Here is a 17,909-nt window from a genome sequence, read left to right as displayed (position 1 = left end):
ATGCGCAAGGGGAGTCTGGTTTGGCACTGTGCCGGACCGAACCTCCAGCCATCACTCGGGATGGGTGTTGCGCGGAGGCTGAGCCGCTGTGTGAAATTCTCCTGGGAGCTTCATATGAAAAAGACTTTACTGGCGTCGGCGATTGCCTTGGCATTCGGTTTTGGCAGTCAAGCGATGGCGAACCCGACAACGAATGCGGGCGATAGTGGCACGAGCAATACGCAGACCGCGACTGCCAACTCGACTCAGGGCGGCGGCGGTGCACAGGCGAATGAAAATTCACGTTCCCTGAACGTGACCGGCAATACCTCCACCTCCACTTCCAACAGGACATCGAACCGGACGTCGAACCGGACCCTCACCCGCGCGGATCAGGATATGAGCGGTTATGGCAATGCGGCCGCCGCCAACGGAAGCACGGCCCAGGCCAATTTCTCGAATTCATTCAACCATAGCAAGGCGCTGGCCATCAGCAAGCTGAATGGATACGTTTCCAATAACTCGTTCGCCGGCGTGGGTAACCAGGCCTGGAACACCGGCACTACCAGTGCTGGCGCGGGCGGAGCCGGCGGTGCTGGCACGGGCGGAGCCGCTACGGGCGGGACCGGTGGACACGGTACTGGCGGAAACGGCGGAAACGGTGGTAATGGCGGCAATGGCGGTAGCGGCGGCCTGAATGGCAGTGCGAGCGCCGGACAGGTGACGAATGGCAGCGCTACTGCGGGCGTCGGTGGTACCGGCGGCGGTGCGGGCGGTGCGGGCGGTGGCGGTGGCAGTGCTACGTCGACTGGCGGTAGCACGCTCAGTGCATCCGGCAGCGCCGGCGGCGATGGCGCAAGCGGCACCAGCCGTGGCGGCGGTGCGCTCAGCGCATCGATCGGTGCCGGTGGCCGTGGCGGTAGCGCCCTGGGCGCGAGCGGCGGCTTTGGTGGTTCGGCAGGTGCGGCGGGCGGCGGCACGTCTGCGACCAGTGGCGCGGGTACTGGCAGTTCCGCTGGCGCGGGTGCGGGCGGCGGAGCTGGCTCGCCCACGGCTAACGGTTCTGGCGGTACCGCAAGTGGCAGTGGCGGCGCTGGTGGTGCCGGTACTTCGTCGGCCAGCGCAACAGGGGGCGGAGCCGGTGCAACCGGTGGTGCCGGCGGTGCAGGCGGCGCGGCAACGGCTAGCGGCACGGGCGGCGCTTCCACCAGCAATGCTGGCGCTGGCGGCGCGCAAGCGAGCATTGCCGGCAATGGTGGCGCAGGCGGTACGGCTACCAATGGCAGCGCTTCGAGCACGGCCTCCAACGGCAGCGGCGGCGCCGGTGCTGCTGGCGCTGCTGGCGCTGTTGGCGCGACCGGCGGTGTCGGCAATGGCGGCGCTGGTGCTGGCGGCACGGGCGGTACCGGCAACGGTGCGGTCGGTGGGGTCGGCGGCGCGGGCGGCTATATCTCCGTCAGTGCCGGTTCGTTCCAGATGCAAAACGTCATGACCAGCGTTGGCCAGACCGCTGCCGGCATCATGATCGCCGCGCAGAACAATGGCGCCGGATCGATGATTCAACATAGCGTCAACGTGCAGGCGAACATGAACGTCGGCAAGTGAGGCCTCGCACGGCGCGGTCCGGCCAGTAGCAGTCATGGCCGGCCGGACGGTGCCGTCGCAAAGCTTCACGCGGCCGGGAGCGGCATCTCGGGGGCGCGGTTCGTCCCGGCGTGATGCCGTTCTCCTGGCCTGTCAGCCTGTGAGTATCGCCATGGGCCACCGGATGGGGGCGGAACGTGGCGAGCAACAAGGAGACGCACCATGCGACCGGTTCGCACCGCAGTCACCCTTCTGGGGACGGCATTCCTGGCTTGGCCCTTCGTGCAAGCCAAGGCGGATCCCATGGCGGACCCTGCGTCCGCGGCAGCGCAGGTCAGCGCGGCCAGCGTAATTGGCATCGGCACGCAAGCCGCTGCAAAGACCGACCTGAATACGGGGGCCCAGCGCAATCCGTTTGGCCCGAAGATCGTGGCCGTGGCAAGCGACAAGCTTGATGGCGTGCGTGGCGGTGCGGAACTGGTCGTCAACGACATGCGGCTGCACGGCACGGTGGCGGACAATACGACCAACAACTCGGTGTCCGGCAACAATATCGTGACCGACGGCGCGTTCGCCAATGCGGCGGGCATACCGACGGCAATCCAGAACACCGGCAACAGCGTGCTGATCCAGAACGCGACCATCATCAACGTTCAGTTCAAGTGATGAAGATGCTTCGACGGGGGTGGCTGGGGGTTCTGTCGTTCGCGCTGGCTTTGGGACACACCGCGCCGGCGCTCGCGGACCGGGTGGCAATCTACGGACCCGTCGGCGAGTACTACAGCGTGCCGGTGACGAGCCTGCGCGAAGCCCGCTTCAAGACCACGGTCCGGCAGCAATACGACTTCAGCTGCGGCTCGGCCGCCGTGGCGACCCTGCTGACCTTCCAGTACGGCGAGCCCGTGACCGAGGAACTGGCCTTCGCCAACATGTACGTCAACGGCGACCAGGCAAAGATCCGCCATGAAGGATTTTCCCTGCTGGACATGAAGCGCTTCCTGGAGTCGCGCGGCTATCAGGCCGACGGCTATGAATTGCCCCTGTCCAAGCTGGAGGAGACGCAGATCCCCGCGATCGTGCTGATCTCCGAAGGGGGCTACCACCACTTCGTGGTGGTCAAGGGGGTCAGGGGAGACCGCGTGCTGATCGGCGATCCCGCGCGCGGCACGCGCTCCATTTCGCGCGAGCATTTCGAGAGCGTCTGGGAAGGCCAGCTGCTCTTCGTGATCCATAACCGTACCGATCGTGCGCGGTTCAATCTTGCGGCCGACTGGCGCGTTGCGCCAATGGGCCCCTATTGGATGGGAGTCAACCGGGACAGCTTGTTCTTCACCGTCATGCCTTCGCATGGCGCCAGCGATTTCTGAGGAACACATCATGCTCGAGACGTCCGCTTCATTTCCTGGCCTGGCCGGCAGCCGATGCGGCACGGCGGGGCAGGCCACCGTCCTGTTGCTGCTCGGGGCGGGCATGGCCTATGCTGGTTCCGTGCGCGCGGCCGATGCATCGCCGCCGGACCCGCTCGATGCCGGGGCGGTCCCGGCGCAGGCGGCGCTGGCGCGCGGCGACCGCGCCGATGACATGCCGCCGGACAGCCATGTTGCCGCCGCGCGTAGCGACATGACCGGCTGGAAGCCGGTCGCGCAGGAACGGCTCGAAGACGCGCGGGGCGGGTTCGATGCGGGCGGACTGCAGGTTTCGTTCGGTATCGAACGCGCGGTGTACATCAACGGTGCGCTGGTCGTGGCAACCACCCTTAATATCCCGGATGTGGGGAGGATCACGACGGAACAGGCTTCTCGCCTGGCCTCGACCCTGGGACCGTCGATCGTCAGTGCGACCCAGGGGGCCGCCCTCGGTCCGGCGACCGGTGTGTCGGTCGCGGCCGGCAGCAATGGCGGTGCAGGCGGCGCGGCCGGTGCGAGTGCGGCGGGCGGTGCCGGCGCGGCAGGCGCCAGCACCGCCTCGGCCGCCGGGGCAACCTCGGTCGCGACCGCGGCGGCCGGCGCGGGTGGCATGCCGGTGACGACGGTCAACACCGGAGCCGCCCAGGTTGTCACCAATGGCGCCCTGACCGTCATCCAGAATGGCCCGGGCAATCTTGCGAACGTCGGCGCGCTCGCGGGCTCGCCGGCAACGGTGATCCAGAACTCGCTGAACAACCAGAGCATCCAGAGCGTCATGACAATCGACGCCGGCGTGAATACATTGCAGGCATTCCGATCACAGCTGGCCAACACAGCGCTGAACAGCGCGCTGATGCGGGCCGCGAGCATGAGGTAGTCGTAGCGAAGGCATCGCGCAGTGCAGGCAGCGGACTCCTGTCTAATCAGTCCGCCGTCCGGGGGAGGATAGACGTCATGAAGAAGCGGTCGATGCAGGGCATCCGCAACGCGGGATGCTCGACGTTGCTATTGGTCGGAGGGCTGGCACAGGCCCAGACCTTGCCGGATGCCGGCGCACCGCCCGCACCGGGCATCGAAGCCTTGCAACACCAGTTGACCGAGCAACAGAGTCAGCTGGAGGCCATGAAGCGCGCGCTGGCCGAGCAGGAAGCGGTCATCAGGGAGCTTCGCAGTGTGATCGGCAACGATGTCCTCGCCAGGAAACGCGGGGGCGCGGGGCCGGGCGTGGCACCGGCGGACTATGCGACCAATGCCGCGGCCGCGGCCGCCGCCGCGAGTGCCACGCAGGGTGTGGCGCCCAATGTCGTCAACGCGCCCCAGCAGGTCACGGGCCAGCAGCAGGCCGTTGCGCCACCGCAGCAAGGCCAGCCCCAGCAGGGCGAATCGGCGGACCCGCAGACCGTGGCCGGCGTCGAGGAGCCGGTGGGCCAGCCGCCCGAGCGCAATACGCGGCCGCCTGAAATTGCTCCCATCACGGACCAGCCCGGCGTGCTGACCGGCGAAGGGAAACTGGTAGTCGAGCCCGGGCTCCAGTATGGCTACTCATCCAACAATCGCGTGGCCCTGGTCGGCTACACGGTCATTCCCGCCATCCTGATCGGCCTGGTCGACGTGCGCGAGGTCAAGACCACCACGTACCTCGCCTCGGTTGCATTACGCTACGGCATCACCAAGCGCCTGGAAATCGAAGCGAAGGTGCCCTATGTCCACGCCTCCGGGTCTACCGTCAGCCGCGAGATTTTCACGGGCACCGCGGTCGACAACGTCTTCAATTCCAGTGGCACCGGCCTTGGCGACGTGGAAGCGACCCTGCGCTACCAGCTCAACTACGGCAATGAAAAGATGCCGTACTTCATCGGCTGGCTGCGCTACAAGTCGGCCACCGGCAAGGACCCGTTCGAGGTCGTCACCGATTGCATCACGCGCTGCGTGGGCAACGCGACCGGCACGGGCCTGCCGCTCGGCCTGCCAACCGGCACGGGCTTCCAGGCGCTTCAGCCTGGCATCACCTGGCTGCTGCCGACCGATCCGGCGGTGTTCTTCGGTACCTTCAGCTACCTGCATAACTTCGCGCGCGACAACGTCAGCCGCACCGTGCTGAATGGCCAGAAGGAAGACCTCGGCAAGATCGCCCCGGGCGACATCTTCGAATTCAGCTTCGGCATGGGTCTCGCGCTCAACGAGAAAGCGTCGTTCTCGATCGGCTACGACCAGGCCATCATCTGGCCGACCAAGCAGAACGGGCAGACGGTGCCGGGTTCCGTGCGCGTGACGCAGGGCACGCTGCTGGTGGGCTACTCCTATCGCTTCAACAACCGCTACACGATCAACCTGTCGGTGGGCGCGGGCCTGACGCGCGACACGCCCGACCTGCAGGTTAATGTGCGTCTGCCGATCACATTCTGAAGCGCGTTTCCGGCGTTTGTGACGCGCGCGGCCGATGCGCGCGTCACATCGCCAGGCCACCGGATTGCTTGCCTTGCACTCGCTGCATGAAGGGCGTACAAAGAAACAACCCCCGTCCCACAGACGGTATCCCCACTCCCGGGACGGCCTGATTAAGGAGACAGACATGCGCAAACGCATCTTCTGGTTATTGCCCGATCTGGTCAGCGCCCGACGTACCATGGACGACCTCCTCCTGGCCCGCGTGGAAAACAGCCACATCCACTTCGTGGCGCGCGACGGGGCCGACATAACGGGCCTGCATGAAGCCAACCTGTTCCAGACTTCCGACATCATCCACGCCGCCGAGATGGGGCTGATGGTCGGCGGCGGCGTGGGCCTGGTGGCGGGCGTGGTGGTGGCCATGTTCCCGATCGCCAGCGATACCCCGCAGTGGGGGCTGGTCGGCGTGCTGGCGGTGCTGGGCGCGGTGTTCGGTGCCTGGGCCTCGAGCATGATCGGCAGCTCGGCGCCCAACAGCCGCTTGCGCGCGTTCGAGAAGGACATCGAGGCGGGCAAGATCCTGCTGATGGTCGACGTGCCGCGCGGCCGTGTCGAGGAAATCGAGATGCTGCTGCAGCAGGCGCATCCGGAAGCCGCGTTCGCCGGCCTGGATCCGGCCGTGCCGGCATTTCCCTGAGCCACGCGATTGCCATCCTGAACCCGGTAGTTCGATCCCTCCGGGCGCGCCCGTGCGGCGCGCCCTGATGCGCGGTTGCGCCTTCATTCCTGCCTCACGCCCGCACCGGCGGTCGGTGCCGGTGTGAGGCCGCAGCAACACTCCCCCGTTCCCCGTTTGCTCCGATACCCTGCTTGGGGTAATTTGCGAAGCGTCGCTCGCGCCTCCACGCCAGCGACAGTCACGCTACAACTACAGACACGCCAACCAGGCGGAGGGGTCGAGACGATGAAGGCAACATGGATGGCGTGCGGCATGATGGCCGCCGCGCTGGGGTTCGCCGCGCCTGCGGCAATGGCGGAGCCGGGGGTCAGCAAGGCGGCGATCCGCATCGGGCAATCGGCCGGCGTGACCGGGCCGGTGGCGGGTTCGGTCAGGGAACAGATCGAAGGCGCGCAGGTATACCTGCGCGCGGTCAATGCGAACGGCGGTGTCGCGGGGCGCCGCATCGAACTGGTGACGCTGGACGACGGCTTCGACGCCAAGCGCACGCCGGACAACGTGCGCAAGCTGTTGCAGGACGAGAAGGTCTTCGCGCTCTTCATGGTGCGCGGCACGCCGCAGAACGAAAGCATCCTGCCGATCATCGCGACCGAAAAGGTGCCGCTGGTGGCGCCGCTGACCGGCGCGATCACGCTGCATCGCCCGGTCAACCGCTACGTCTTCAACGTGCGCGCCAAGTACCAGGATGAAGTCGCGCGCGCGATCAACCATCTCGCGACTTCGGGCATGACGCGCATCGCCATCGTCTATGCCAGCGACGGCTTCGGCAAGGACGTATACGAGGGCTTCAACATCGCGCTGCAGGCGCGCGGCGTGCAACCGGCTGCATCCGCCAGCTTTGCGCGGCCGATGGGCGACATCACGCAGCAGGTGGCGACGGTGAACAAGGCCGATCCGCAGGCGGTGCTGGTGATCGGCTCGGGTTCGGAGGCCGCGCGCGTGATTCGCGATATGCGCAAGGCCGGCAGCCAGGCGCAGTTCGTCACGCTGTCGAACAACGCGGCCGATTCCTTTATCAAGGAACTGGGGCCGGATGCCCGCGGGCTCATCATCACGCAGGTCGTGCCGGGTATGAACTCGAGCCAGATGTCACTGGCCAGCGAATACCGCAGCCTGGCGCGCCAGCAGAACGTGGACCCGACCAATGCCGGCATGGAGGGCTTTATGTCCGCGAAGGTGCTGGTGGAAGGCCTGCGCCGCGCGGGCCCCGACCTGACCCGCGAACGCCTGGTCGCGGCGCTGGAGAACCTGCGCGACTATGACCTTGGCGGCATTCTCATCAGCTACAGTCCGGCCCGCCACACGGGCTCGTCCTTTGTCGAGATGTCGATTGTCTCGTCGACGGGCAAGCTGATCCGCTGAGTCATCGAAGGCAGGGCGTACCCGTTTCTGCGTGGTGCTTCGCCCTGCCTTGCAAGGCCGGCCGCACACACCCTGCCGGGCGGCAAACATCCCCAAAGCGTACCCAATTCTGCGTGCCTTCAACCCCGGCGGCGACGGTAGTGTTCGCGCAGGCAATCGACCATTGCCGCCGCCGCGGCGGAGTCGCCACGCTCGCGCAGCCGCACCAGGCAGATATCCCTGACCAGCGACGGCATCTGCAGCGGTCGTATCGCCAGCCCTTCGCGCTGGAACTGGAACAGCGCCAGCGACGGCACCACGCTCACGCCCAGCCCCGCCTGCACCAGCGCGGCAACCGTGGCCAGGTGCTCCACTTCCATCACGCTGCTGAGCTTGAGCGGATGCAGCGCGGCATCCAGGTGCTGGCGCACGCTGCTGGTCCGCGACAGGTGGATGAACGGCTGGCCCGCCAGCATCTGCGGCGTGATGCGGCGCTTGCGCGCCAGCGCATGCGTCGCGGGACAGACCAGGTGGAAGGTGTCGTGCACCAGTGGCTCGACGCTCAGGTCATCGTCCTGGGCGGGCGCCGGGGCCAGCGCAAAGTCGGCGCGTCCGCGCCGTACCATATCGATGCAGCCGTCGGCCAGCTGGTCGAACAGCTCCAGCGCAATGCCCGGGTAGCGCCGGCGAAAGGCTGCCAGCAACGGCGGCAGGTCGCCACCGGCAATCGACGGCAGCGCCGCGATGCTGACGCGGCCCTTGCGGCGCTCGGCGTGGTCGCGCAGGTCCGCGAACGCGGTTTCGAAATCGGCCAGCAGGCGCCGCGCGGTTTCCTCGAAGCGCACGCCGTCGGCGCTCAGTTCGACATGCCGCGTGGTGCGCTCGAACAGGCGGCTCCCGGCCTGCTCTTCCAGGGTCTGGACCAGCGCGCTGAATGCCGATTGCGACAGGTGGCACGCACGCGCGGCGCGCGTGAAGTTGCGATGGGTGGCCAGCGCCACGAAGGCGCGTAGGTGCTTGACGGAGAGGTTCATGGCGGTCCCGCCGGATTCATCCGGAGAGTCGATAGATTAATCCAAATAATCTGTTTTTTGGTTGATTGAAGCCGGCCTAGAATGGGCCGTAACACGATGCAACCGTCCCAGACACCATGACCGCTCCCCTGCTGATCGGCTCCGGCGCCGGCTTCTCCGGCGACCGCACCGATGCCGCCCTGCCAGTCGTGCGCACGCTGATCGCCGCGGGCGCACCGGCCGCGCTGATCTTCGAGACGCTGGCCGAGCGCACGCTGGCGCTGGCGCAGCTGGCCCGCCGCAACGATCCCGCGGCCGGCTACGAGCCGCTGCTCGATGCATTGCTGACGCCCGTGCTCGGCCTCTGCCTGGCCCACGGCATTCCCATCATCGGCAACTTCGGCGCGGCCAATCCGCGCGGTGCGGCGGCGCGCGTGCGCGAGCTGGCGCACGCGCTTGGGCTGCCGGCGCCCCGCGTGGCGGTGGTGGAGGGCGATGACCTGTCGCACGATGCCGGTCGCGCGCTGCTGCGCGATATCGTCGGGCCGGCGTTTGCCGAGGCGCGCTTTGTCTGCGCCAACGCGTATATCGGCGCGCGCGGCATTGCCGACGCGCTGCGGGCCGGCGCGCAAGTGGTGGTCTGCGGCCGCGTGGCGGACCCGGCGCTGGCGGTGGGCCCGGCCATGGCGCACTTCGGCTGGTCGTGGCAGGACTGGGACCGCCTCGCGGCGGCAACCATGGCCGGGCACCTGCTCGAGTGCGGCGCGCAAGTCACCGGCGGCTACTTCGCCGACCCCGGCAGGAAGGACGTGCCGGACGTCCACGCCGTGGGGTTCCCGATCGCGCAACTCGACGAAGCCGGTGGCATCGAGATCTTCAAGGCCGCCTGCACCGGCGGCTGCGTGGACCTGCGCACGGTCAAGGAGCAGTTGCTGTACGAGGTGCACGATCCGGCTGCGTACCTGACGCCCGACGTGGTCGCGGATATCAGCGCGGTCACCGTCGCGCAGATCGGTCCGGATCGCGTCGCCGTGCGCGATGTGCGCGGCCATGCGCGGCCGGAGCAACTGAAGGCGAACCTGTTTTTCCACGGCGGCTGGATGGCGGAAGGCGAGATTTCCTACGCCGGCCCGAATGCCGCCGCGCGCGCGCGGCTGGCCGCCGATATCGTGCGCCGGCGCATGGCGCTGCTCGGGCACGATGTGCCCATCCGCTTCGACCTGATCGGCGTGCTCAGCGTACTCGCCGACGATGCCGGCCGCATGCTGGCGCAACCGGGCCCGCATGAAGCGGCCGCCGAGGACGTGCGCCTGCGCGCCGCGCTGGCGCACGAGGACATCGCGGTGGCGCAGGCCCTGCTGCGCGAAGTCAACGCGCTGTATACGTGCGGCCCCGCGGGCGGCGGCGGCGTGCGCACCGCGCAGCGCGCGCGGCTCAACGCCATGTCCTGCCTGGTCCCGCGCGATGCGGTGACGCCCGGCCATACCTTCATCGATTGAGCGGAGCCCCGACATGACCGCCACTGCAACGCTCTACCAGTTCGCCCACGGCCGCACCGGCGACAAGGGCAACCGTTCCAACATCAGCGTGATTGCCTACGACGCGCGCGATTTCGATCACCTGGTCGAACACGTGACCGAGGACGCCGTGCGCGCGCTGTTCCGCGATCGCCAGCCCACCGCCGTCACGCGCTATCTGGTGCCGTCGCTGCAGGCGATGAACTTCGTGATCGACGGCGCGCTGGACGGCGGCGTCAACGATGCATTGAATCTCGACGCGCACGGCAAGGCGCTGTCGTTCCGCGTGCTGCAGTTGCAGATCCCGTTGCCGCCGCGGCTGGCCGCAGGCAGCTGAGCAAACGCTTGTCCGCTTATACATCGAATAACACCCCTCAACAGGAGACATCCATGCCAGGTATCCACAGGATCCTTACCGCTGCTGTACTCGCACTGTCCGCGCTGCCTGCTGCACAGGCGTTCGCCGAGTACCCGGACAAGTCGATCCGCTTCGTCGTGCCGTTCGCGGCCGGCAGCGCCACCGACCAGCTTGCGCGCGCGATCGGGCAGGCCGTGACGGTGGACAGCAAGGTCACCGTGGTGGTCGACAACAAGCCTGGCGCCAACGGCTTCATTGCTGCGAGCGATGTCGCCAAGGCCAGTCCCGACGGGTATACCGTCCTCATCACGACCAACACCACGCACGCCGCCAACGAGCACCTGTTCCGCAAGCTGCCGTATGACCCGGTCAAGGACTACGCGCCCATCACGGCGCTGGGCCGCGGCGGCCAGATCATGGTGGTGAACCCGCAGCTTCCGGTTAAGACCGTGGGCGAGTTCATCGCGCTGGCCAGGAAGCAGCCGGGCAAGCTGAGCTTCGGCAGCGGCAGTTCGTCGTCGCGCATCGCCGGCGAGCTGTTCCAGCAGATGGCGCATGTCGAGCTGCTGCACGTGCCCTACAAGAGCAACCCGCTGGCCGTGACCGACCTGCTCGGCAACCAGATCCAGATGATGATCACCGATACCGCCACCGGCCTGCCGCAAGTCAAGAGCGGCAAGCTGCGCGCGCTCGGCGTCTCGGGCAAGACGCGTTCGCCGCTGGCGCCCGATGTCCCGACCATCGACGAAGCGGGCGTCAAGGGTTATGAGATGAGCTACTGGTTCGCGGCGTACGCGCCGGCCGGCACGCCGCCGGCGGTGGTCAACAAGCTCAACGCGATGCTGGTGAAGGCCGCGCGCAGCGACACCGCCGCGAGCTTCTACCACGGCACCGGCACGGAAGTGTTCACGAGCACGCCGGCGGAACTCGCCCGCTTCCAGCAGCAGGAGTCGGCCAAATGGGGCCGAATCATCAAGGCCGCGAATATCCAGCCTGAATAAGGGGAACGCGATTTTCGCCTGCAACGGGGCCGCTGGCCCCGTTTGCCTTACCTTTGTTTTACGCAGAAGTAGGTACGGTCTTGCATGGGAGCTAACCGCTAGCCCTTGTCGCGCCTTAAGATACGCGTTCAGCTGTCTGCACCGGAGAAATTTCCGCGCGCCCCCGGCGCATCCAGCCGCCGGCGTCCAGAACGCAAATCAAACAAGGAACGTGACATGAAGCTGCCGAATGCCTTGCCCCATCGACTTGCCCGGTCCCTTGTAGTGGGAGCGGCCCTTGTCGGCACGGCGTTGCCGCTGGCCCTGCCCGTTGCGCATGCCGCGCCGCCCGCGCAGGCCAGGACGCAGGCGCCGGGCTACTACCGCATGATGGTGGGTCAGTTCGAGGTGACGGCACTCTACGACGGCTACGTCGACCTGGACCCGAAGCTGTTCAGGTACACCAGCGCGCGCGAAGTGCAGCGCCTGCTGGCGCGCGGCTTCGTCAGCGCGACGCCCGGCATGCAGACGGCCGTCAATGCGTATGTGGTGAATACGGGCAGTCATCTCGTGCTGGTCGATACCGGCGCCGCGCGCTGCTTCGGGCCGACGCTGGGCCAGATCCTCACTAACCTGCGCGCGGCGGGCTACGAGCCGGCGCAGGTCGACACCGTGCTTCTCACACACCTGCACGGCGACCATGCCTGCGGTCTCGTTTCCGGCGGGCAGGCAGTGTTTGCCAACGCCACGGTATACGTGGACAAGGCCGATGCCGACTACTGGCTGGGCGATGCCAACGCGGCCGCGGCCGGCAAGGACGGCCAGGCCTTGTTCGGCATGGCGCGCGATGCCGTGGCGCCATACCAGGCCGCCAACCGCTTGCGCACGTTTGATGCGGCCGCGGGTACGGCGCCGGTGCCGGGCGTGCGCACCGTGGCTGCCTACGGCCATACGCCGGGGCATACGGGCTACCTGTTCACGTCGGGCAAGGAAAGCCTGCTGCTGTGGGGCGATATCGTCCACAACCACGCGGTGCAGTTCCGGCGGCCGTCCGTATCGCTCGAATTCGATGTCGACAGCCACGCCGCGGCCGTCACGCGCAGCCGGATCCTGGCCGATGCGGCCAAGGGCAGGTTGTGGGTCGGCGGCGCGCACTTGCCGTTCCCCGGCCTTGGCCATGTGCGCCGGGACACGGTCGGCTATGCGTGGGTGCCGGTGGAATTCGGCCCGATCCGCGCGGACACGCTTGCGGCGCCGCGCAACTAGACGAAACTAAGCGCAACTAAGCGCAACAGCTCGGATGCGCTGTTGACCACGGCCCTCGGCAGCCCGCCCACCCAGCTCGGGCTCAGCGGGGCATCGGCCAGCATGACGCTCGCGCAGCTGATCGACCCCGGGGTGCTGGCACCTGCGGCATCGTCGGCGGCAGAGGTCGGGATGAGCGTGGCGAACCTGCTGCTGGCCGGGGCGCAACTCGCCAACGGCAATTCCGCGCTGACGGTGCCCGTCACGGGTACGCTGCCGGCGGGTCTTGGCGGCCTGAGCGTAAAGCTGCGCGTGATCCAGCCGCCGGTGATGGCCGTCGGTCCAGCGCGCAAAGTCGGCGACAGCCCGATGGCCGCGCAGAAGGACTTGCGCGATGCCGTGCGGCAGGGCCGGTTTCGCGCCGACCTGTTTTTCCGCCTGGCGGTGACCGAGATGCGTATCCCCAGCCTGGAGAAGCGCGGCATGGCCGACAAGGTGGCGCTGCTGACGTCTTTCCTGCGCCACATGATGGGGACTGCCGCCTTCGACGCCTTGCCGCCGATGCCGGACTGGCTCAAGGGCGCGGTGGGCACCGCGTTCTTCGCCGGCAACGTGCGCGAGCTGCGCAACCTTGCCGAGCGCGTGGGCATTGCCGTGCGCCAGGCGGGCGACTGGGACCCGGACCGCATCCGCCCGTTCTTCACCATGCTGCACCCCGGCGCCTTCGACGGCAGCGACCGCCAGGCCGACTGGCGCGCCGATGGGGAGGAACGCCGCCGCATCCTGGCCGCGCTCGACGCGAATGGCTGGCGCCGCCAGGACACCGCCGCCAGCCTGGGCATCAGCCGCAAGGTGCTGTGGGAAAAGATGCGCAAATACCAGATTGCCGACAGCGAGGCCGAGCCGGCCTGAGCGCGTGGCAATGCCCTAGTTCAGGTTGGTGACGTAGCTGGCCAGGTTGCGGATATCGTCGTCGCTGAGATTGCGCGCGACGCTGGTCATGTTGCCAGCATCATTGGTGCGCCGCCTGGCACGGAAGTCTTCGAGTTGCTTCACGATGTAGGCGTAGTGTTGCCCCGCCACGCGCGGAATCTCGTTCTGGCCCGAGAACCCGCCAAGATGGCACATCGTGCACAGCACCTCCTGGGACTTCTTGCGGCCGGCTTCGACGCGTGCGGCCTCGACCTTGAACGTGGACGGCAGCGGCTTCTGCGCAGCGAAATAGTCGGCCAGGTCCTGCATGTCCTCGCGTGAGAGCGGCGCGACCACGTCCGCCATCTTGGGGTCGGTGCGGCGGCCTTCCTTTATGTCGCGCAATTGCAAGTAGATGTAGCGGGCGCTCTGCCCGGCCAGCACAGGGTGGCTAGGGTCGGTCGAGTTGCCTTGCGGACCGTGGCACTCCATGCACACCTTCGCCTTGGCCTGTCCGGTGGCCGCGTCCGCGCGGGCCATGCCGCTCATGCCGAAGGTGCACAGCAGCAGGCCCAGCGCCGGCAGCCACCTTGATGGACGGTTGTGTCGCGCTGGGATCAGGCCAGTCACATTGCCAGGGTTGGGCTTACTGCACGGCAAAGACAAAGATGCTGTTCCCCCGCTTGAAATCGAGCTGCGTATTGCCGCCCGCGGCTACGGCGATGTACTGCTTGCCGCCGACCATATAAGACACCGCCGGCGCATTGACTCCGGCGCCACACTGGAACTCCCACAGCTTCTTGCCGGTCGCCGCGTCAAAGGCGCGGAACAGGCCATTGCCTTCGCCGTTGAACACCAGGCCGCCCGCGGTGGCCAGCACGCCACCGATCAGCGGCTGCTCGGTCTTGAAGTCCCACTTCACCTTGCCCGTGTCGATATTGACTGCCGACAGCTTGCCCCACTGCTGCTCGCTCGGGATCGTCTTGAAGGCGCCGCCCAGCCAGAGCTTGCCGCCCGGGTACGGCGCGTCTTCCACCTGGTACGTCATCGGCTGGTGCAGGTTGGCCGCATAGGCCAGGCGCAGTTTCGGGTTGAAGGCCATCGGCGACCATTCGACGCCGCCGTTGGCGCCCGGCAGCATGCGCGCGCCGGCAGCCGTCGGCAGCGTCCACATGTTTTCCTGCGGCACCATGGCGTCGGAGAAGCGGATCAGGCGTCCGTCGCGGCGGTCATGCACATAGACGTGCCCGGTCTTTCCGCCATGGATCACGCCGGGAATCATGGCGCCCTTCTCGTCGCGCACGTCGACCAGGATCGGCGGGCTGACCGCGTCGAGGTCCCAGACGTCATGGGCGATATATTGCGAGTGCCACTTGTAGGCGCCGGTGTTGAGGTCGACAGCGACGAGCGAATCGGTGTATAGGTTGTCGCCGGGGCGGATCGCGCCGTACAAGTCGGGCGACGGGTTGCCCACCACGAAGATCACGAGCTTGTTGGCGCGGTCGACCGCGGGCGCCATCCACACGCCGCCGCCGAGGGTCTTGTAGAAGTCGCCGCCCTTGTCGGCCAGCATCTTCTTCTCGGCGTCGATATTGCGCTTCATGTCGCGGCCGGTGGCATCCTTGGTGGCCCAGACGCCTTCATGGCCCTTGTCGGGAATCGTGTAGAACGTCCACAGCAGCTTGCCGTCGTTGGCGCCGAACGCCTTGACGAAGCCGCGGATGCCGTACTCGCCGCCATTCGTGCCGATCAGGATCTTGTCGTCGACCACCACCGGCGCCATGGTTTCCGAGTAGCCCAGTTCAGGATCGGCGATCTGCGTTTCCCACAGCAGCTTGCCGGTCTTCGCGTCCAGCGCCACCAGCTTGGAGTCGAGCGTGCCCATGTAGAGGCGGTCGCCGCTGATTGCCACGCCGCGGTTGTTGGGGCCGCAGCAGAACGTCGTGACCGGTCCCATCTTGTGCTTGTAGTGCCAGAACTCCTTGCCGGTCACCGCGTCGACGGCGTAGACGTGGTTATACGAAGTGGTCAGGAACATCACGCCGTTGACCACGATGGGCGCGGTTTCCATCGACTCCATCACGGCCGTCTGGAACACGAACGCGGGCCGCAGCTTGGCGACATTCTTGGTGTTGATCTGGCTGCCGGCGTAGTAGCGCGTCTGGCCATACGAGCCGTTCGAGTGCAGCCAGTCGTTGCCGTTGGTCAGCGCGCCATCGAGCTGTGCCTGGGTGACCGGACGCAGCGCGGCGGACATTGGCGCCCCCGCGGTGGTCGCGCCGCCTTGTATCTCGTCGGCGCCATAGGCGGCGCAGGCAACGGTCATGAACAGCAGGGGAATGGCATGCCGGGAGAGGCGACGGACAGAGAGCATGGGACGCTCCTTTTTCGATTCTTGTAGCCCCGGCGCGCCTGTTTCGTGCGCCGGTTCACGGCGCGATCAAGGACATCGGCGCGGCAGACAGGCTCGCCCGCGCAACGACGTGGTCCGAGGTGAGGGCAGTATAGGCAAGAATGTGCACAAGACAACCAATGCGCGTGGAGTTATGCGCTGCGACGCAAAATCGCGCAATGATCTGTGCAATGCAGCATTCATCGCTTCGCTTGAATTTGTGCTTTGCGCACACCAAACTTAGCGGCAGCCGCATCGGGCTGAACCGGAAGGAGTCGCAGATGGACCGAGCAGTGCAGAGAGTTTTCATGATGGGGCTGTGCTTGCTGGGGGCACTCTGTCTGCAGGGACCCGCGCAGGCTCAGGATGATGTGAGCCTGAACGCCCGCTTGCTGGCATCGGCCCGCGCCGGTGACGAGGCTGGCGTGCGCAGCGCGCTGCAGCAAGGCGCCGCGGTCGATTCGCGCAACCGGATCGGCGACACCGCGCTGATCACCGCGGCCAAGCGCGGGATGACCGGCATGGCGCGCACGCTGGTCGATCACGGCGCCAATGTCAGCCAGCCCAACCTGCAGGGTGTCACGCCGCTGATGGCGGCAGCCTTCGGCGGCTACCAGGACATCACCGCCATGCTGCTGGAACGCCATGCCGACCTTAACGCGGCGGACCGCATCAGCAAGACCGCGATGGTCTACGCCGCCGCGCAGGGCCAGGCTGGCGTGGTGAAGCAGTTGCTCGACGCCGGCGTGGATGTCAACGCGCGCTACCAGCATGGACTCACGGCGCTGATGTGGGCGGCCGGCTATGACAAGGGCGACGTCGTGCAGCTGCTGCTGTCGCGCGGTGCCGATGCGAGCTTGCAAGACGACCGCGGCCTGACCGCGCGCGCGATTGCCGAGCAGGCCGGCGCGAAGGCCGCGGCGGCCGTCATGGCCGCGCGGCAGTAGCCTCCCCGTCAGGGAGCGTCAATCGAGCCGATGCTCTTCGGATACGTCACGACCCCCCACGCGAGCGGCAGGCCGTCGATTTGCTGCACCGGCTGGTAGGTGCGCGCGTCGAACACCTGCACGGCATTGGAGCGCCCGCACGCGACCAGCAGGCGGGCGTCGTCGGGCGTGAAGCTGAAATGCCAGCAGCGCTTGCCTACGGCAATATCGGCCAGCGGCGCATAGCTTTGTCCATCGAACACCTGCAGGGTGTCCGCGCGCGAGGCCGCCACGAACACGCGGGCGCCGCTGCGATCGAATGTGACGCCATAGGGCCCGGTGCGCGTTGGCACTGTGCGCAGCACGCGGTAGTCGTCGGCGGCCAGCACTACGAACGCGTTGGCCGATTCCAGCGTCACCACATAGAGGCTGCCATCCGGGCTCGCACGGATGCCGCGCGGACGCGAGCCGGCGGGCATGGAGAGGCGTTGCTGCTGCCGGCCACTCGCCTTGTCATAGACAGTGACCGTATCGTCGCCTTCATTGGTGACCAGCATCAGCCGCCCGTCGCGCGAGAACTCGATGCCCTCGGTTTCCAGGCCGCTGCGGATAGTGCGCGCCACGCGCCAGGTGCGCAGGTCGACCACGGCGATTTCTGCTGGCAGCGGCGAGTCGTCGTCCTTCTTGCCCGCTTGTGCGGGTGGCGTCGGTGCGCCAGGCTTTCCCGGTGGCCCGGCGCGCTCGCCGGGCTCGAAGGTGACGAAGGCCTGGTCGCCGGCCACGCGCACGAACTCCGGGTTCTGGCCGATTGGCACACGCCTCACCTCCTTGCCGGCCGCCACGTCGATCACGGACATATCGCCGGTTTCCTTGTTGGCCGTCAGCAGGTACTTGCCGTCCGGGGTCAGTCCCAGCCCGCGCGGCCCCTTGCCCGCGATGGCCGGGCCCGGCAGCCGCTCCATGCGGTCGAGGTCGATCACGGCGATGCCGGCTCCTTCGGTCGAGACAAAGGCCAGCGCCGCGCGGGCCTGCCCCGTACCCGCCAGCGCGGCGGCAAGCCCCAGCAGCGCGGCGGCACACCGGAATGTCGAAGGTGAGGTCATGGTGGCTCCTTGGTGGGAAATGGGTG

General features: G+C 67.3%; 16 protein-coding genes and 1 pseudogene. 13 read left to right on the top strand and 4 right to left on the bottom strand.

Features of this window, described 5'->3' with window-relative positions; translation table 11 throughout:
• Nucleotides 1–114 precede the first annotated feature (114 nt).
• The 7 genes from ACIGJC_RS27915 (at nucleotide 115) to ACIGJC_RS27885 (ending at nucleotide 7,458) form a co-directional block, all read left to right on the top strand.
• Nucleotides 115–1,584, top strand: a complete 1,470-nt coding sequence (locus tag ACIGJC_RS27915) for a hypothetical protein (RefSeq protein ID WP_483712764.1) — start codon at nucleotides 115–117, stop codon at nucleotides 1,582–1,584.
• A gap of 201 nt (nucleotides 1,585–1,785) precedes the next feature.
• Nucleotides 1,786–2,229: a hypothetical protein gene (locus ACIGJC_RS27910; protein WP_483712762.1), complete on the top strand. Its 444-nt coding sequence runs from the start codon at nucleotides 1,786–1,788 to the stop codon at nucleotides 2,227–2,229.
• The gene (locus tag ACIGJC_RS27905; protein WP_483712760.1) at nucleotides 2,229–2,930 is read left to right on the top strand and encodes a C39 family peptidase; all 702 of its coding nucleotides are present in this window, start codon (nucleotides 2,229–2,231) and stop codon (nucleotides 2,928–2,930) included. Before ACIGJC_RS27910 ends, ACIGJC_RS27905 begins: the two co-directional genes overlap by 1 nt.
• Before the next feature lie 10 nt (nucleotides 2,931–2,940).
• The gene (locus ACIGJC_RS27900) at nucleotides 2,941–3,846 is read left to right on the top strand and encodes a flagellin (protein WP_483712759.1); all 906 of its coding nucleotides are present in this window, start codon (nucleotides 2,941–2,943) and stop codon (nucleotides 3,844–3,846) included.
• Nucleotides 3,847–3,923: 77 nt separating this feature from the next.
• Nucleotides 3,924–5,375, top strand: a complete 1,452-nt coding sequence (locus ACIGJC_RS27895; protein ID WP_483712757.1) for an acetate kinase — start codon at nucleotides 3,924–3,926, stop codon at nucleotides 5,373–5,375.
• 166 nt (nucleotides 5,376–5,541) lie between these two features.
• On the top strand, nucleotides 5,542–6,054 hold the full coding sequence (locus ACIGJC_RS27890) for a DUF1269 domain-containing protein (protein WP_483712756.1): 513 nt from the start codon (nucleotides 5,542–5,544) through the stop codon (nucleotides 6,052–6,054).
• Between the two features lie 267 nt (nucleotides 6,055–6,321).
• Nucleotides 6,322–7,458 (top strand): ABC transporter substrate-binding protein, encoded by a 1,137-nt coding sequence (locus ACIGJC_RS27885; protein ID WP_483712754.1) that lies wholly within the window; start codon nucleotides 6,322–6,324, stop codon nucleotides 7,456–7,458.
• Between the two features lie 119 nt (nucleotides 7,459–7,577).
• Here ACIGJC_RS27885 and ACIGJC_RS27880 read toward each other — a convergent pair whose 3' ends face one another.
• Nucleotides 7,578–8,471 carry a LysR family transcriptional regulator gene (locus tag ACIGJC_RS27880; protein WP_483712753.1) on the bottom strand — a complete coding sequence of 298 codons (894 nt, stop codon included), beginning with the start codon at nucleotides 8,469–8,471 and terminating at the stop codon, nucleotides 7,578–7,580.
• A 116-nt stretch (nucleotides 8,472–8,587) separates the two neighbouring features.
• Here ACIGJC_RS27880 and ACIGJC_RS27875 point away from each other — a divergent pair, with 116 nt between their 5' ends.
• From ACIGJC_RS27875 to ACIGJC_RS27855, 5 genes and pseudogenes are all read left to right on the top strand, one after another.
• On the top strand, nucleotides 8,588–9,949 hold the full coding sequence (locus ACIGJC_RS27875; RefSeq protein WP_483712751.1) for an acyclic terpene utilization AtuA family protein: 1,362 nt from the start codon (nucleotides 8,588–8,590) through the stop codon (nucleotides 9,947–9,949).
• Nucleotides 9,950–9,962: 13 nt separating this feature from the next.
• Complete coding sequence (locus ACIGJC_RS27870) at nucleotides 9,963–10,304, top strand: AtuA-related protein (protein WP_483712750.1); 342 nt, start codon at nucleotides 9,963–9,965, stop codon at nucleotides 10,302–10,304.
• Nucleotides 10,305–10,357: 53 nt separating this feature from the next.
• On the top strand, nucleotides 10,358–11,326 hold the full coding sequence (locus ACIGJC_RS27865; protein WP_483712748.1) for a Bug family tripartite tricarboxylate transporter substrate binding protein: 969 nt from the start codon (nucleotides 10,358–10,360) through the stop codon (nucleotides 11,324–11,326).
• A 216-nt stretch (nucleotides 11,327–11,542) separates the two neighbouring features.
• Nucleotides 11,543–12,571 carry an MBL fold metallo-hydrolase gene (locus ACIGJC_RS27860; protein WP_483712747.1) on the top strand — a complete coding sequence of 343 codons (1,029 nt, stop codon included), beginning with the start codon at nucleotides 11,543–11,545 and terminating at the stop codon, nucleotides 12,569–12,571.
• 351 nt (nucleotides 12,572–12,922) lie between these two features.
• A pseudogene (locus ACIGJC_RS27855) lies at nucleotides 12,923–13,462 on the top strand (helix-turn-helix domain-containing protein); the annotation flags it as partial.
• A gap of 15 nt (nucleotides 13,463–13,477) precedes the next feature.
• Here ACIGJC_RS27855 and ACIGJC_RS27850 read toward each other — a convergent pair.
• Together ACIGJC_RS27850 and ACIGJC_RS27845 are read right to left on the bottom strand one after the other, a co-directional pair.
• A complete protein-coding gene (locus tag ACIGJC_RS27850) occupies nucleotides 13,478–14,011 on the bottom strand; it encodes a c-type cytochrome (protein ID WP_483714423.1) in 534 nt (177 codons plus the stop codon).
• A gap of 97 nt (nucleotides 14,012–14,108) precedes the next feature.
• A complete protein-coding gene (locus ACIGJC_RS27845) occupies nucleotides 14,109–15,788 on the bottom strand; it encodes an outer membrane protein assembly factor BamB family protein (RefSeq protein ID WP_483714421.1) in 1,680 nt (559 codons plus the stop codon).
• Between the two features lie 347 nt (nucleotides 15,789–16,135).
• On the opposite strand from ACIGJC_RS27845, the gene ACIGJC_RS27840 reads away from it, so the two are divergent.
• A complete protein-coding gene (locus tag ACIGJC_RS27840) occupies nucleotides 16,136–16,801 on the top strand; it encodes an ankyrin repeat domain-containing protein (protein WP_483712745.1) in 666 nt (221 codons plus the stop codon).
• Between the two features lie 8 nt (nucleotides 16,802–16,809).
• On the opposite strand, the gene ACIGJC_RS27835 is transcribed toward ACIGJC_RS27840, so the two are convergent.
• Nucleotides 16,810–17,883: a YVTN family beta-propeller repeat protein gene (locus ACIGJC_RS27835; RefSeq protein WP_483712744.1), complete on the bottom strand. Its 1,074-nt coding sequence runs from the start codon at nucleotides 17,881–17,883 to the stop codon at nucleotides 16,810–16,812.
• Between the last annotated feature and the right edge of the window lie 26 nt (nucleotides 17,884–17,909).

It is taken from the genome of Cupriavidus sp. C3SS-1, from assembly GCF_057073755.1.
This window is presented reverse-complemented; position numbering and strand designations above follow the sequence as displayed.